Source organism: Paractinoplanes rhizophilus (genome assembly GCF_042664765.1).
GTDB classification, from domain to species: domain Bacteria; phylum Actinomycetota; class Actinomycetes; order Mycobacteriales; family Micromonosporaceae; genus Actinoplanes; species Actinoplanes rhizophilus.
Genome location: NZ_JBHTBJ010000006.1, coordinates 98300 through 112572 on the forward strand (window position 1 = coordinate 98300; position 14273 = coordinate 112572).

The 14273-nt window shown below is 69.3% G+C and carries 13 protein-coding genes; 6 read left to right on the forward strand and 7 right to left on the reverse strand.

Going from position 1 to position 14273, the window contains the following annotated elements; genetic code table 11:
- Positions 1-135: 135 nt before the first annotated feature.
- From ACFQS1_RS11155 to ACFQS1_RS11170, 4 genes are all read right to left on the reverse strand, one after another.
- Positions 136-1329, reverse strand: coding sequence for a serine hydrolase domain-containing protein (locus tag ACFQS1_RS11155; protein ID WP_378966620.1), 1194 nt, complete (start codon positions 1327-1329; stop codon positions 136-138).
- A gap of 2 nt (positions 1330-1331) precedes the next feature.
- A complete protein-coding gene (locus tag ACFQS1_RS11160; RefSeq protein WP_378966622.1) occupies positions 1332-2219 on the reverse strand; it encodes a hypothetical protein in 888 nt (295 codons plus the stop codon).
- 220 nt (positions 2220-2439) lie between these two features.
- Complete coding sequence (locus ACFQS1_RS11165; RefSeq protein ID WP_378966624.1) at positions 2440-3678, reverse strand: acyltransferase family protein; 1239 nt, start codon at positions 3676-3678, stop codon at positions 2440-2442.
- A 103-nt stretch (positions 3679-3781) separates the two neighbouring features.
- A complete protein-coding gene (locus ACFQS1_RS11170; RefSeq protein WP_378966626.1) occupies positions 3782-3976 on the reverse strand; it encodes a hypothetical protein in 195 nt (64 codons plus the stop codon).
- 84 nt (positions 3977-4060) lie between these two features.
- Here ACFQS1_RS11170 and ACFQS1_RS11175 point away from each other — a divergent pair, with 84 nt between their 5' ends.
- From ACFQS1_RS11175 to ACFQS1_RS11195, 5 genes are all read left to right on the forward strand, one after another.
- Entirely contained in the window at positions 4061-4504 is a 444-nt protein-coding gene (locus ACFQS1_RS11175; protein WP_378966628.1) for a MarR family winged helix-turn-helix transcriptional regulator, read from the forward strand.
- A 9-nt stretch (positions 4505-4513) separates the two neighbouring features.
- Positions 4514-5623 carry an endonuclease/exonuclease/phosphatase family protein gene (locus ACFQS1_RS11180; RefSeq protein WP_378966630.1) on the forward strand — a complete coding sequence of 370 codons (1110 nt, stop codon included), beginning with the start codon at positions 4514-4516 and terminating at the stop codon, positions 5621-5623.
- Between the two features lie 44 nt (positions 5624-5667).
- Positions 5668-5829, forward strand: a complete 162-nt coding sequence (locus ACFQS1_RS11185; protein ID WP_378966632.1) for a hypothetical protein — start codon at positions 5668-5670, stop codon at positions 5827-5829.
- A 15-nt stretch (positions 5830-5844) separates the two neighbouring features.
- Complete coding sequence (locus ACFQS1_RS11190; RefSeq protein ID WP_378967038.1) at positions 5845-6474, forward strand: transglutaminase-like domain-containing protein; 630 nt, start codon at positions 5845-5847, stop codon at positions 6472-6474.
- A 153-nt stretch (positions 6475-6627) separates the two neighbouring features.
- Complete coding sequence (locus tag ACFQS1_RS11195) at positions 6628-6762, forward strand: hypothetical protein (RefSeq protein WP_378966634.1); 135 nt, start codon at positions 6628-6630, stop codon at positions 6760-6762.
- Between the two features lie 1047 nt (positions 6763-7809).
- Here ACFQS1_RS11195 and ACFQS1_RS11200 read toward each other — a convergent pair.
- Together ACFQS1_RS11200 and ACFQS1_RS11205 are read right to left on the reverse strand one after the other, a co-directional pair.
- Complete coding sequence (locus ACFQS1_RS11200) at positions 7810-8241, reverse strand: GNAT family N-acetyltransferase (RefSeq protein WP_378966636.1); 432 nt, start codon at positions 8239-8241, stop codon at positions 7810-7812.
- A gap of 7 nt (positions 8242-8248) precedes the next feature.
- Positions 8249-9820: a chitinase gene (locus tag ACFQS1_RS11205; RefSeq protein ID WP_378966639.1), complete on the reverse strand. Its 1572-nt coding sequence runs from the start codon at positions 9818-9820 to the stop codon at positions 8249-8251.
- Positions 9821-9896: 76 nt separating this feature from the next.
- Here ACFQS1_RS11205 and ACFQS1_RS11210 point away from each other — a divergent pair, with 76 nt between their 5' ends.
- A complete protein-coding gene (locus tag ACFQS1_RS11210; protein ID WP_378966640.1) occupies positions 9897-12875 on the forward strand; it encodes an EAL domain-containing protein in 2979 nt (992 codons plus the stop codon).
- 144 nt (positions 12876-13019) lie between these two features.
- Here ACFQS1_RS11210 and ACFQS1_RS11215 read toward each other — a convergent pair whose 3' ends face one another.
- Positions 13020-14171: an epoxide hydrolase family protein gene (locus ACFQS1_RS11215; RefSeq protein WP_378966642.1), complete on the reverse strand. Its 1152-nt coding sequence runs from the start codon at positions 14169-14171 to the stop codon at positions 13020-13022.
- Between the last annotated feature and the right edge of the window lie 102 nt (positions 14172-14273).

A 14273-nucleotide genomic window follows, 5' to 3' on the forward strand; every position in this document is an offset into this window, starting at 1 on the left:
CGGCGTGTGGGATGCCGTCGGCCAGGTGAGAGTGGGGTGGGCTGCCCCGCCGAGGACGTGCGCCGCCGTTGTTCTCCCTTCCTCGGGCGGATGTGTCAGGCACGGTGGAGCCCTCGGCGGGCATCTGTGGGGTGTTCAGCGGGCGGTCGCGAAGTGATCGGCGATCCGGCGCAGCGCCGTGATGGTCTCGCGGTCGCGGGCCTCGTCGTCCTGCGTCGGCCAGGCGCTGGTCTTGACGATGACCACGTCGGCCGAGTGGTCGACGAACAGGTACTGCCCGTGCACGCCGAGGCCGGTGAAGGCGTCGTGGCACACGCTGCCCAGCGTCCACCACTGGTTGCTGTAGCCGTAGTGCGTGTACCCGCTCGGGCCGAGGTTGCCCACGGCGAGCTGGGGGAGGTCGCTGCTGCGGCTGCGGCGTACCCAATCGCGCGGCACGACCTGCCGGCCGGCCACCACGCCGTCGTTGACCATCAGCATGCCGACCCGCGCCAGGTCGCGGGCGGTCGCGTTGAGCGACCCGCCGCCGATCGCCGAGCGCGGCTTGGCCCGGGTGAGCCAGTAGTACGCATCCCGGTCGGCGCCCAGGTGCCGCCACAGCTTCTCGGAGCAGTACCGCGCCAGCGGCATGCCCGCGGCCGCCTCGAGCACCCAGCCGAGCACCTGCGTGTCGAAGGTGGAGTAGTTGAACGCCTCGCCGGCGGGCCGGGTGCGCGGGGCGGCCCGGACCACGGCGGCCACGTCGCCGCCGCCCATGATGGCCTGCTCGAAGCGCTTGATGCCGGCGTCCGGCACGTCCCACACCTCGAGGTCGCCGACGCCGCTCGACATGTTGAGCAGGTTGTGGATCGTGACGTCCTCGTACGCCGTGCCCTGGAAGTCGGGGCGGTAGTCGGCGACGCGGTCGTGCAGGCCGTCGATGGCGCCCTCGTGCAGCGCTATCCCGACGAGCAGCGAGGTGATCGACTTGGACACGGAGAAGAGCTGCATCCGGGTGCGGGGGCCGGCGAACACGCCCGGGTAGTACTCGTGGACGACGCGGCCGCCGTGCACCACCACGAAGGTGGTCGTGTTGGTGCGGCGGTGCAGCTCGGCGAGGGAGCGGTCGTGCCCTTCGAACCGGTACGTCAGGTCGAGGTGGTGGGGATCGTAGGGAAGAGGCCGGTGCACCTCGCCGCGGGCCACCCGCTCGGTCGGCAGGAGCCAGTTCATGTGGGTGAAGGTCCACTCGTTGAACGGCCGCCGCATGATGAGGTCGCCCTGGCGGTCCCACCAGGAGGGCGGTTTGGCCGCGCTGGGGGTCGCGGGCCTCTCCGTGGTACTCGTCATGGTCACTCCCCGTACTCGATCGGTTGCTGTACGCCTTCGAACTCTTCACGAAGAGTTGGCCCTCTTGGTTCATCGGCGAGTACGAGGTAGCTGTTCATCATGCCGAGGATCGCCATGCCCGCGAGGTTGTGACCGGACTCCTCGCCGAGCAGGTCGGAACCGGGATCGCCCAGCTGGCGGATGGCGAAGCCCTCCACGATGGCGGCCAGGATGTTGGTGAACTGCTCGAGCGTGATGCCCTCGCGCAGGCGGTAGCCGCGGGTGGCGATCGTCTGCTCATACACCTTGGCCCAGGGCGCGAGCGCCCCGGCGTAGTTGCTGGCGATCGTGTCGTGGATGCCGTCGTTGCGATCGGCGGTGGCGCAGACGATCAGCTGGAGCCGGAACAGCGGCATCCGGCAGATCGCCATGACCTCGTGCAGGATCGAGCGGTCGACAGCGTCGACGAAGCTGTCGTCGGTGGCCAGCCAGTCGCCACGGGTCTCCAGTTCGGCACCGTACTGGGGGTCGTAGTTCATCTCGTGGAACAGGAACGCCAGCAGATCGTTCAGGTAGTCGTCGTGGCTGGCCCAGGTCGAGCGGTACGGCCCGGTGCCGCGCTGGCGCAGGAACGGTTCCTCGAGGTTGGCCACCTCGCGGGAGAGCGCCCGCTCCGACAAGAAGTTCAGACCCGACCAGTACTCCTTGCAGCCGTCGCCGCTCGGGGTGACGACCTTGGGCGCGCCGAGGTGGCGCTCGACGAGATTGGCCCCGGCCTTCAGGTACGAGGCGACCTTCAACGAGTTCACCAGGGCGGCCCGGGTGGTTTCCCGGACACCCTTCACGCGGGTGACGATGCCGGAAAAGTCCTGGCTGTAGGGGTAAGGCAGGTCTTTCTTGCCGTACGTCATGACCTGATTCTGGTCTGAATCCCGGCTTCTTCAAGTGCGCACGTGCGTAGTACTCGGAGGCTATGACTCGTCGATGTCGTTGCGCTTTAGTCACTAATTGGAGTCACAACATTACAGTGAGCCATAGCGGGTCCATCTACCAGGCATTATGCGTTGCGCGGAAACGGCGCTCCGGGCCTCGTTTTGGCGCCGGGGACGGCTCGGGACGCGGAAAGTCGACTCAACGGCCGACGGCCGCCGCCGGCTTCCGCGGCGCCGGAAGCTCGAGATCGGCCGGCGTGTGCGGCGCCGGGGGCTGCCGGCGCGACGGGAAGCGCCGGGCCAGCCGCTGGGAGATCTTGATGACCCAGCGGCGGGCCGGCTCCTCGACGTAGCGGTGCGCGCCCTCGCCGATCAGCAGCAGGACCGCGATGGTCGCCACGAAGCCCACGTACGGGGCGAGGCCGTGCCCCTTGGCGACCGGATCGAAAGTGTTCAGCTGCCAGACCAGCCACCGGTGCGTGAGGTAGAGCGCGAAGCTCGCCACGCCGAGGGCGACCATCGGCCTGGTGGCGAGCAGCCGCGCCAGCCAGCCCTGCCCCGACCCGAGCGACAGCAGGACCACCGCGAACGGGATCACGAAGAACGCGCCGTAGGAGGCTGCGCCCCAGAACGAGCCCTGGTCCCGGAAAGCCGCCAGGATCAGCACGTAGAGCGGGACCACCGTCTGGATGACATGGTGCGTGCCCCGGCTCCACCCGCGAGCGTGCGGCAGCAAAAAGGCGACCGCCATGCCGCAAATGAAGATCGGCAGCTGGCACAGCGGATTGCGGTACAGCCAGCGGTGGCCGGAGGCCGGGTTCGTGGCCGGGAGCGTGGACCAGCCCTTGACGGTGAACCAGGCGACCAGCGCGGCGGAGAGCACGGCGACCGCGGCGATCACCACGACCAGGCCACGCGGCCCCCACCGCTTCGCGATCCGGGCCATGACCGGCACCAGGAACGGGAACAGCGCGTAGAAGAACAGCTCGGCGCCGATCGACCAGCCGGGCCCGTTGTAGTACGACTGCGCGACCAGCGTGTCCGGGCTCCAGGTCTGGATCGCCAGCACGTTCTGCACCAGGGCCCACGGATACTGCTCGTGGTTGACCGACCAGTAGAGGCAGACGCAGTACGCGATCATCACCCAGTACAGCGGCATGACCCGGGCGACGCGGGCGACGTAGAACTTGATCGTCCGCCGCCCGTGGCGCGGGCGCAGCTCGGGGTAGTTGTACGCGAGCACCACGCCGGAGAGCATGAAGAACAGCGGCACCCCGATGTAGCCCCAGTGCGCGATCTTGGCGATGTGCTCCGGGACGCTCCTGGGGACGCCGACGTGCGACACGACCACCGCGATCGCGGCGACGGCGCGCAGCCCGGTCAGGGCCCTGAGCTCGGGTTTGCGGGCGTGAGGGCCCAGTTGCGTGGTGCCGGCCATGGAGAGGGGGCGCCTTTCCTCGTGCGGTCCGCAGCCAGGGAACCCTACCGGCAAGATCTCGGCCCGCCCAGGGCAAAGGTGAACGGTATTTGTGAAGCCTGCCTCAGGCCCGCTCGGCCCGGCGGCGCTCGCGCTGCTCCCGGGTGTGGCGCTTGCGATTGGCGATATCACGTTTCCACTGCTCGCGCGCGCTCTGGTCGCAGCCCTGCACCGCGCCCTTGGTCTGCGCGGGCCCGATCAGCGACCGGAACGCCCAGTCGTCGAACGTCTCGTGCCACCACTTCCTGAACCTGCCCACCGCGGCCTCCCGAGACAGTTTGTGCACCAACCGTTGGTGTACAAAATATCGGTAGGATGGCACCGAGCCGAAGGGGGATGGCCGATGAGTGACGCGCTCGACACCACGGATCCGCTCGCACTGGAAGAGCAGGTGTGCTTCGCGCTGTCGGTGGCCGCCCGCGGCGTGGTCGGCGTCTACCGCCCGCTGCTCGAGCCGATGGGCCTCACCCACCCGCAGTACCTCGTGATGCTCGCCCTCTGGCAGCACTCCCCGGTCTCGGTGCGCCACCTGTCCGAGCTGCTCCAGCTCGACCCCGGCACGCTCTCGCCGCTGCTGAAGCGCCTGGAGGCGATCGGGTACGTGCGCCGCGAGCGCAAGCCGGGCGACGAGCGCAGCCTGGCCATCACGCTCACCGAGCCGGGCCGCGCCCTGCGCGAGGAGGCCCTCAAGATCCCGCCCGCCGTGGTCCGGCGGCTGGGCATGCCGATCGAGGAGCTGCGCGCCCTGCACGCCGCCCTGACCCGGGTGATCGCCGCCGCCCACTAGGGTGATCCGATGCGGATCGCCGCCTTCAACGTCGAGAACCTGTTCAACCGCGCCCGGGCGCTCGGCCAGCGGACCTGGTCGGCCGGGCGGCCGGTGCTCGAGGCGTACGAGAAAATCTGTGTTCTTCTCGAGGAGCCGGTCTATGACGACGTGCTGAAGCGCGAGATCCTGCGCGAGCTGGGACGGCTCGGCCTGCGCTACAGCGACACCGCCAAGTTCGCCCGGCTCAGGCAGAACCGTGGCCGGCTGCTGCGCCGCTCGCGGGACGGCACGGTCACGGTGGTCGCGGACGGCCGCGCCTCGTGGATCGGCTGGGTGGAGCTGACCACCGACCGCTGCGACGAGCTGGCCCTCGAGCACACCGCGCGGGTGCTGCGCGACGTCGGCGCGGACATCGTCGGCGTGATCGAGGCCGAGAGCCGGTTCGCGCTGAGGCGCTTCGCCGACGCCGGCGTCGTCGCGGACGGCCGCCCGCGCTACCCGCACGTCATGGTGGTCGACGGCAACGACGAGCGCGGCATCGACGTGGGTGTGCTGGCCGGGCCCGGATTTCCGCTGGTCGGCCAGCGGAGTCACGTCGACGACGCCGACCACGTGGGCAGAGTCTTCAGCCGCGACTGCGCCGAATACCACCTCCGGACTCCGGGCGGCGCACGGGTGGCGGTCCTGGTCAATCATTTCAAGAGCAAGGGGTACGGCGGAAAGCTTGCCTCCGACGCGATCCGGCGCCGGCAGGCGGCCCGCGTGGCCGAGATCTACCGCGGCCTGGTGGCGGACGGCATCTCCCACGTGGCCGTCGTGGGCGACCTCAACGACACTCCGGAGAGCGAGCCCCTGGCCCCGCTGCTGACCGGCACCGACCTGCGCGACATCTCGGCCCACCCGGCCTTCGACGACGGCGGGCGCCCCGGCACGTACGGCTATTGCACGGCCCGCAACAAGCTCGACTACGTGTTGCTGTCACCGTCGCTGTTCGCCGCCGCCACCGGCGGCGGCATCTTCCGCCGCGGCGTCTGGGGCGGCCGGCGGGGCCGGCTGTGGCCCATCTATCCGACGATGACCGCCGCGGTCCACGCCGGATCCGACCACGCCGCCATCTACGCCGACATCGACCTCTGAGCATGCACGCGGCCTGGCCGGCGAATTTTGTACCGTCTGTCCGTATGGATGAGATCGTAGAGTTCTACCGGCGGCCAAGCGCGACCTCCGACCTCGGGCGGCACCGCGAGCAGGTGTACGGCCTTCCGGCCGACCCGGAGGCACTGGCCGCGGTCGTGCGGGGTCTGCTGATGCACAACCACACCGCGAAAGTTCGGGGCCTGTGATTCTCGGCCGTGCGCATGGCGCAGAAGGAGACCGTCGGCGCCGGAGCGATCCTGGACAACGTGGTCGGCATCGATGCGGCGCCCCTGGATCGTGCGCGGCCGGCCGAGCGGAGAATGTTCGGTTTCTGCTACCACTTCGCGTTGTTGCACTGCGCCTTGCTCCGCGCGACGGGCACCCCGGCCCGGATCCGATGCGGCTTCGCCGGCTACTTCGCGGCGCGACGCTGGATCGACCATTGGGTGGTCGAGCACTGGGACGGTTCCGGCTGGATTCGCACCGATCCCCAGACCGGGCGCGGCGATCTGACGCATGACGACTTCCAGGACGGCGTCACGGCCTGGACGCTGTGTCGCGGTGGTGCCTCGCGGCCGGCCGCGTACGGCAATGGCGAGCTGTGGGGCTGGGACGAGCTGCGCGGCAGCCTGATCAATGACGTCGCCGCCCTCAACAAGGTCGAGGTCGCCGGCTGGTACTGGTGCGACCGCCTCCAGGTGGAGCCCCTCGACCAGCCGCACAGCGATCTCGACAAGTCCCTCGACGTCCTCGCCGGGCTCGCGGCCGCCGCCGAGTCGGTCGACGAGCTCCGGGCCTGCTTCGACCGTTTCCCGGACCTGAAGCCGCCGGCCGACGCCGTCGCGCGATAGCACACCCGCTCATCGGCCATGCCCGCAAGCGTCCGCCCGTTCCGTTCGTGACGGTCGACGCATGCCGGACGCCCGCGCGGCGGGGGAGGGGACAGGCCGGGTGACGGACTGCGGGTCGCGCGAGTCTTGCGCTTGCGGGGTATCTCATCAACGGTGCTGCGGGCCGCCGCCAGCAAGGATGTGGAGATCGAGGGCAGCCCGGGGTACCGGTTCGACGAGGAGGTCGAACGCGAAGAATGTTTACGACGTATGCGCAAGCGCCTCCGCCTGTGGCGCTACATCTTCTGACATTCCGGCGTAGGCATCACGTTCGGTAGGTCGCCTCGCTGCATGACAGAGTGTTCTGCCCGTTCGTTCACCAAGGAGCTGGATGTCCCGATGCCTTCGGATCCCGCGAAATTAATTGTCCGCCGGGATGATCGAACAGTGGCCGGGCCGGGTCGGTCTGCGGAAAATGGTTTATGCGGCAGCTGCAGTTGTTCACCACGGCGCAATTGGCGACGATGCGCGACACGACGAGGCGCCGCAACTATTCCGCCGAGGCCGAGGAATTCCGCCGGGAGCATCAGCGGCATCGCGTCTGGGGTATGACACAACGCCACGCGCGGAAACTGCGCTCGATTTACGGCCACATGCCGAGCGACGAGGAATTGACCGCCGCGTGGCACGACCGCGGCACGCCGGCGTCCGCGTCCGGAACGTCCGGGCAGGCACCCAGCCGGCCGGCAGTCCTACCGGAGCCGACGCCGAGCATGCCGGAGCACACCGCGCCGAACCAGATCGAGCCGAATCACAGCGTGCCGGACCCGAGCGTGCCGGACCCGAGCGTGCCGGACCCGAGCGTGCCGGACCCGAGCGTGCCGGACCAGGTCGAGCCGCAGACCGCCGTCGCTGAACAGATCGCGACGGTGGGCGCGGCACGAGACCGACCCGAGCACGGTCGCGGGTCCGGTGGCCAGGCCGCCGAGTCCGAGCCGGCACTGGAAAAGACGATTGTCGGCGCGGCGCCTATTCGGCATGCCCGGACGAGAATGTGCCGCAACTGGTTCCGGGAAGGGGTCGGCCATTTATTGGCATATGGCGAAGAAGACGCTTTGAGTCCTGGCGGCAGCCGCTCGGCCGTTTGGAACGCCCGCGATTCCCGCCCCGCCGGCCGGCGATTGTCCGGCGAACTGAACGAGCCGCTTCGCCCGCGGCCGACCCTGCGCTCGAGGCTGCCCCCAGGCGGCCGATATCGCCGTTCAGGGAGATTCGAACCGGGTGACAAGCGCAGGCACGAGATCACACCCCGGCCCCACACCCGTGGACGCCACCGCATCGGGCCGCGTCCCTCGCTCAAAGCATCCGGGCCATGCCGACCGAGAACGGGGCGGTCTCCTCGAAGCCGTGCCGGCGGTAGAGCGGGCGCCCCGGCTCGTCGGCGAGCAGGTTGACGTACGCGCCGGGCGGGGCGCCGGCCCGGATGCTCTCCATGAGGGCGGTCAGCACCGCGTTGCCCAGGCCCCGCCTCTGGTGTTCCGGCAGCACCGCCACGTCGACGATGTGGAAGTAGCAGCCGCCGTCGCCGATGACGCGGCCCATCGCCACGACCGTGTCGGTCTCCTCGTGGATCACGTGGACGCCGCACCACGAGCCGTGCACGGCGGCCTCGGCCTGGTCGCGGCGGCGAGGGGTCAGGCCGGATTGCTCGCGCAGGGTCAGGTAGTCGTCGGCCGCGGGCGGGCCCTCGGCCATCCAGTAGCCGCCGCCAAGTGCCACAGATGTCATGACGTCATCACACCGGCTCTCCGGGAACGGTGAACAGGGGCTGCCACGGGTCGTCCGGGTCGATCGGGTACTCGGTCGAAGGGGCGTCGCCCTTCGTCGACCAGCGCGCTTGGTAGGGGAGGCCGCCGGACAGCACCTTGTCGCCCTTCACGTACATCGTCGTGGCGTTCCAGGTGGCAGTCACGCCGGTGACCGTGGGCGTCGGCCTGGGCGGGGCGTCGGTCGGGGTGACCGGGCCGATCACCGCCCACGGGGTCGGCGCCGTGGCGTTGCCGGTGGCGGTCGGGTCGACGCCCGAGTTGGTCCACTTGGCCTCGTAGACCACGCCATGCCAGACCACCTTGTAGCCGGCCACGTACTGGGCGGTCAGCCGCCAGATCGGGTACGGGCTCCGCGCCGGGTCGTCGACGCTCGGCGAGGCGTCTGGGATCGCCACCGAGTCGCGGCCGGACGCCCCCACCACGCTGCCGGGCAGGTCGGCGAAGACCTTCGAGAAGGTCAGCGAGTCCTGCGCGACGCCGCTGCACGTGTTCGAGTGCACGACCACGTTGGTGAAGGTGCCCTTGCAGGGCGCGTCCCGGTTCAGCGACCACATCGAGACCCGGCCGAGGCCGTGGTCGACCGCGAACCGGGCGAGGCCCTGCGCGTCGGCGACGGTGAACCGCTCGGCGTCCACGTCGTTCTGGCCGATCATCGGAGTCGCGCCGATCCGCGACCACACCTGCGGCGAGGTCAGCTTCACGCCCAGCCGCAGGTAGAGGTCGGACAGCTGCTTGTGGGTGGCGTTCAGCGCGCGGATCGACAGGTCGAGCAGATCGGGCGACGGATCGCCGGTGTTGAAGTCCATGGTCATCACGTTCACGCCGCGCAGCGCGACGCCGCCGCGCAGCGTGGCCTGCACCGCGTTGAGCCCGTCCGCGGTCAGCCCGTCCGCGGACACAGGCAGGGTCAGCCACACGTCCAGCGGGCGCGAAGCCTGGATCGTCTTGAGCGCGGTCGCCCGGCGCTCCAGCGACGCGGCGTCGGCGACGGCGGTGCCCTCGATGTCCAGGTCGATCGTGCCGACGTCGTACCGCTTGATCAGGCCGGCGTAGGCGGCGGTCAGCCTGGCCTGGTCGGCGCAGGCGACCGCGAGCTCGGTGTTGCTGAGCCCGCCGACGCTGAGCATCACGTCGCCGCCGGCCGAGCGCAGCTGGCTGATCCGCCGGTCCAGCTCGAGCGAGCCGGCCGCCTCGTCGGGGGTGTAGTAGCCGCCCCAGCTGGGCGCGCAACCGTCGCCGGGGTCGGCCACGACGAAGCCGAGCGCCACGTCGTTGGCCGGGTTGGCGGCCGGGTCCTGGAAGTCGAACGCCGGGGTCAGGGTGACATCGACGTACGGGACCGCCCACGACTTCGCGGTCGGGCCGGCGGTGTTCCGCACGTGCAGCACCGCCGCGGTGCCGCCGGCGCCGAGCCCGGCCAGCACCAGGATCAGCAAGCCCAGCCGCAGCCACGACAAACGCTCGGCCGGCGCCTCCGGCTCCGGCCAGTCCGGGTCGGCGAGCGGGTCGGCCTGAAGCGTGGCGCTGTCCATCGGCATGGCCTCCGGATCGGCAGTGCGCGCCCCGAGCTGAAGAAACCTTCATGCGGCGTCGCCGGGCCGCCGATGGATCGGTATGCAGCGCACACCAGAACCGCGCAAACCGGACGCCCAGCGCCAATGGGGCGCCGACCGGCGATCCGCGCCGCACCCGCTCGTCGCGCCGCCGGTCTCCGAGGGGCGCATCGCCCGCGGCCGGCTGGCGATCGTGCTGACCATCGCGGTCTGGGCCTGCTACGTCGTCTACACCGTGATCGAGCAGTTCGTCGCCGGTCACGCGAACTCGGCGCGGCTGGCGGTCGAGGCGATCGTGTACCTGGTCGTGGTGACTGCGCTCGCGGCGTCGGCCACGGCGTACCTGATCACCCGGATCGGCTTCTTCTACCGCAGCCGCGGGCACCACCGGGCGCCGCGGATCGCACTGGACAACTTTCTGGCAACCGACACGCCCTCGATGACCGTGCTCGTGCCGTCGTACCAGGAGGACGAGCGGGTCATCCGGACCACGCTGCTCTCGGCGGCGCTGCAGGAGTATCCGGACCTTCGCGTCGTGCTGCTCATCGACGACCCGCAGCAGCCCAAGACCCGCGCGGCCCGCGATCAGCTGCTCGCCGCGCGAGCGCTCCCCGGAAAGATCGAGGCGGAACTGCAGGCGCCTTTCTCGCGCATCCAGACATCGTACGAGAAATTTGCCGCCGAAATTGATGGCCGTCCCGCGTCGACGGACGACATGCGTGAGCTCGCCGCCGAGTACCGGTTCGCGGCCGGCTGGCTGTACGGGCTCGGCCGCCGGCAGGAGATGGTCGACCACACCGACGTCTTCTTCGTCGAGCACATCCTCAACCGGCTCGCCGAGGACCTCGCCACGATCGCCGAGGCCCTGGAGGGCGGCGCCGGCGAGTCGGCCGCGCTGCCCCAGCAGCGGCTGGTCCAGCTCTACCGCCGCCTCCTGGCAATTTTCGGCGTCTCGGTGACAAGTTTCGAGCGCAAGCGGTACGTGTCGCTGTCCGGCGAGCCGAACAAGGCGATGAACCTCAACAGCTACATCGGCCTGATGGGCGGCACCTACCACGAGGTCGGCACCCCGCTCGGCGTCGCCCTCGTGCCGGCCGGCCCCGGCCGCGGCGACCTCAGCATCCCCGACCCCGACTACGTGCTCACCCTGGACGCCGACAGTGTGCTGCTCCCCGAGTACGCGCTGCGCCTCGTGCACCTGCTCGAGCAGGGCGCGCACGCCCAGGACGCGGTCGCGCAGACGCCGTACAGCGCCTTCCCCGGCTCGGCCACCCGGATCGAGCGCATCTCCGGCGCGACCACCGACATCCAGCACATCGTGCACCAGGGCATGACCCACTACGACGCGACCTTCTGGGTCGGCGCGAACGCGGTGCTGCGCAAGAAAGCCCTCGACGACATCTGCGAAGTTTCCTACGAGGGCGACTGGGAAATTCGCCGCTACATTCAGGACCGCACCGTCATCGAGGACACCGAGTCGACCATCGACCTCGGCGTGCACGGCTGGACGCTGTTCAACTACCCCGAGCGGCTCGCCTACAGCGCCACCCCGCCCGACTTCGGCAGCCTGTGCATCCAGCGTCAGCGCTGGGCCAACGGCGGCCTGCTCATCCTCAGCCGGCTCAAGGACCAGTTCCGCGCGCGCCGCGCCCGCGGGCGGAAGAACCGCTTCGGCGAGCTCTTCCTGCGGGTGAACTACATGGCCTCCATCTTCTGGAGCTCCGTGTGCCTGGTCGTGATGCTCGCGTACCCGTTCAACGCGGATCTGCTGAACCCGATCCTGCTGCTGGTCTCGGTGCCGTACTTCCTGATGATGAGCGCCGACCTGAAATACCTCGGCTACAAGCGGGTCGACGTGCTGCGGATCTACGGCTTCAACCTGATCCTGCTCCCGGTGAACCTTTCCGGAAGTTTCGCGTCGATCCTGCAGCTGCTCACCGGCGAAAAGAGCGCCTTCAAACGTACGCCGAAAGTGCGCAACCGGACGACGGCCGCGACCACTTACCTGGTGTTGCCGATGCTGCTGATCGCGCTCTGCGCCTGGACCGTCGTGCGGGATGTCCAGGAACACCGGTGGGCGAACCTCGTCTTCGCGGGGCTCAACCTGGTGCTTTCGACGTACGCCATGGTGGCTTTTGTCGGGGTCGGCAACACCATCGTGGACCTTTTCACGCACCTGCGAAACTGGCTGTATCGGCCGGTCAAGAAGCGCGCCTCGGCTCCCGCTCCGGCGCCGGCCGCCGCCGCGCCCACCGGGGCGATCGGCGACTGGGCGTCGGTGCTGCACTACCGGTCGGACACCGGCGCCTCGTCCGGGCTGGTCGCGGTCCGCTCCACCCACGCCGAGGCCCGCGCCGGCCGCCCGTCCCCGCTGTCCTCGTCGTTCGAGGAGTTCACCTTCTTCACCGTGTTCCAGCCGATCTTCGAACTGGCCACCGGTGAAGTTGTCGGCTACGAGGCGCTGACCCGTTTTGCCGACGGCAGCAGCCCGCAGGAGGGGTTGCGGGCCGCTCAGGCCCAGGGCGTCCAGATCGACCTGGACGTGGCGCTGATCCGGGCCGCGCTGGCCTCGGCACACGCGCTGCCCAACGGCACCTGGTTGTCGGTCAACGTTTCCGGCGACCTGCTGCGGCGGCCGAAGGAGCTCGCCCCGCTCTTGGCGGAAAGCGACCGCCCGTTGGTGCTGGAAATTAGCGACGCTTCCATAGCCGACATCCCGGAAATGCCGCAGGGCGTCCGCCTCGCGGTCGACGACGCCGGCGCGGGCTACGACAGCCTGGCCCGGATGGAGGCGCTGAAGCCGGCGTTCCTCAAGCTCGGGCGCTCACAGCTGACCGGCGTCGAGGACGAGGGTGCCCGGCAGGCGGCGATCAGGTCGCTGGTCGCCTTCGCCGAGGAGAACGCCTGCACGGTGATCGCCGAGGGCATCGAGACCGCCCGGCAGCGCGATGCTCTCGCTGGGTGCGGGGTGCCGTTGGGACAGGGCTTCTTCCTGGGACGTCCGGTGCCGGCTGAGAGGGCGGCGGTGAGCGCTGCCTGAGCCGCGCCCGGGCCGTCCGCCCTCCGGCCGGACGGCCTGGTGCGCGTGGTCGCGCGGCCAGCCCACAACGTTCCGCGAGCCATGATCAGGTGCGCGGATCTGCTGATGACAGGGTGCTTCGAATAGTTCAGAAGTCCTTCTTCCTCAGGAACGCAGAGTGCGCAGGCCGGTGCGGATTTCGCTGACCAAGATGTCGGGTTGTTCCAAAGCGGCGAAGTGGCCGCCCTTTTCGGCCTCGCCGTAGTGGATCAGATTGCGGTAGGTGTCTTCGATCCAGCTTCGGGGCAGGCGTGGGATGTCCTTGGGGAAGATGGTCACGGCGACCGGAAGTGTCAGCTTCGGGCCGGCGAAGGTACGCGACCTGTTTTCCCAGTAGATGCGGGCGGACGACGCTGCGCTGTTGGTGAACCAGTAGAGCGAGATCGCGTCGAGCATGTCGTCGATGCTCAGGGCGTCCTCGGCGCGCCCGCGGTTGTCGGTCTTGGACTGGAACTTGTCGTAGATCCAGGCCGCCTGTCCGGCGGGAGAGTCCGCGACAGTCTGCGGCTTCGTGCCTTGAAGGTGGTTCGACCCGCCGAGCTCGCCGGTGTAGAGGGCGAGGGTCTCCACGGCGTGGCGCTGCTCGGGCGTCAAGGTATTGGGTATCTGGGCGGGAAAGGCGTACTGGGTGTTCAGATGAATGCCGAGGAGCCCCTCAGGCTGGATGGACCCGAGCTCGGTGGTGACAACGGCACCCCAGTCGCCGCCTTGCGCGGCCCATCTCCGGTAGCCGAGCCGCTTCATCAGCTCCACCCACGCGCCGGCAATGCGCGATACGGTCCACCCGGTCTCGGTGGGCTTCTGGGAGAACCCGAAGCCGGGCAGCGACGGAATGACCACGTCGAAGGAATCCGCGGCGTCGCCGCCGAACGCGACCGGATCGGTCAGCGGGCCGATCAGCTTCAGGAACTCGACGATCGAACCCGGCCACCCGTGCGTGAGTATCAGGGGCATAGCGCCGGGATTCCTGGATTTGACGTGGATGAAGTGGATGTCCAAGCCGTCGATCTCGGTCAGGTACTGGGGGAAGCGATTGAGTTCGGACTCGAAGCGTCGCCAGTCGTAGCGGTGCTGCCAGTAGTCGACCAGAGATCGGGCGTTCGCCGCACGGACCCCTTGGGACCAGTCGCCCACCGTTTCCGGATCCGGCCAGCGAGTTCGGGCCAGTCGCTGCTTCAGGTCTTCGATCTCCGAATCGTCGACTGAGACGGTGAACGGGCGCACGGGGGCCGAGGTCGGCGATGGTGATGGGGTCATGACCGTCTCCTGAGGCTGGAGGTATGGCGAACGCTCCTTGCACACCTGTGTGCAGCCTAGTGATTTGCACACGGATGTGCAGTGTGATTGGTTGCACATGTG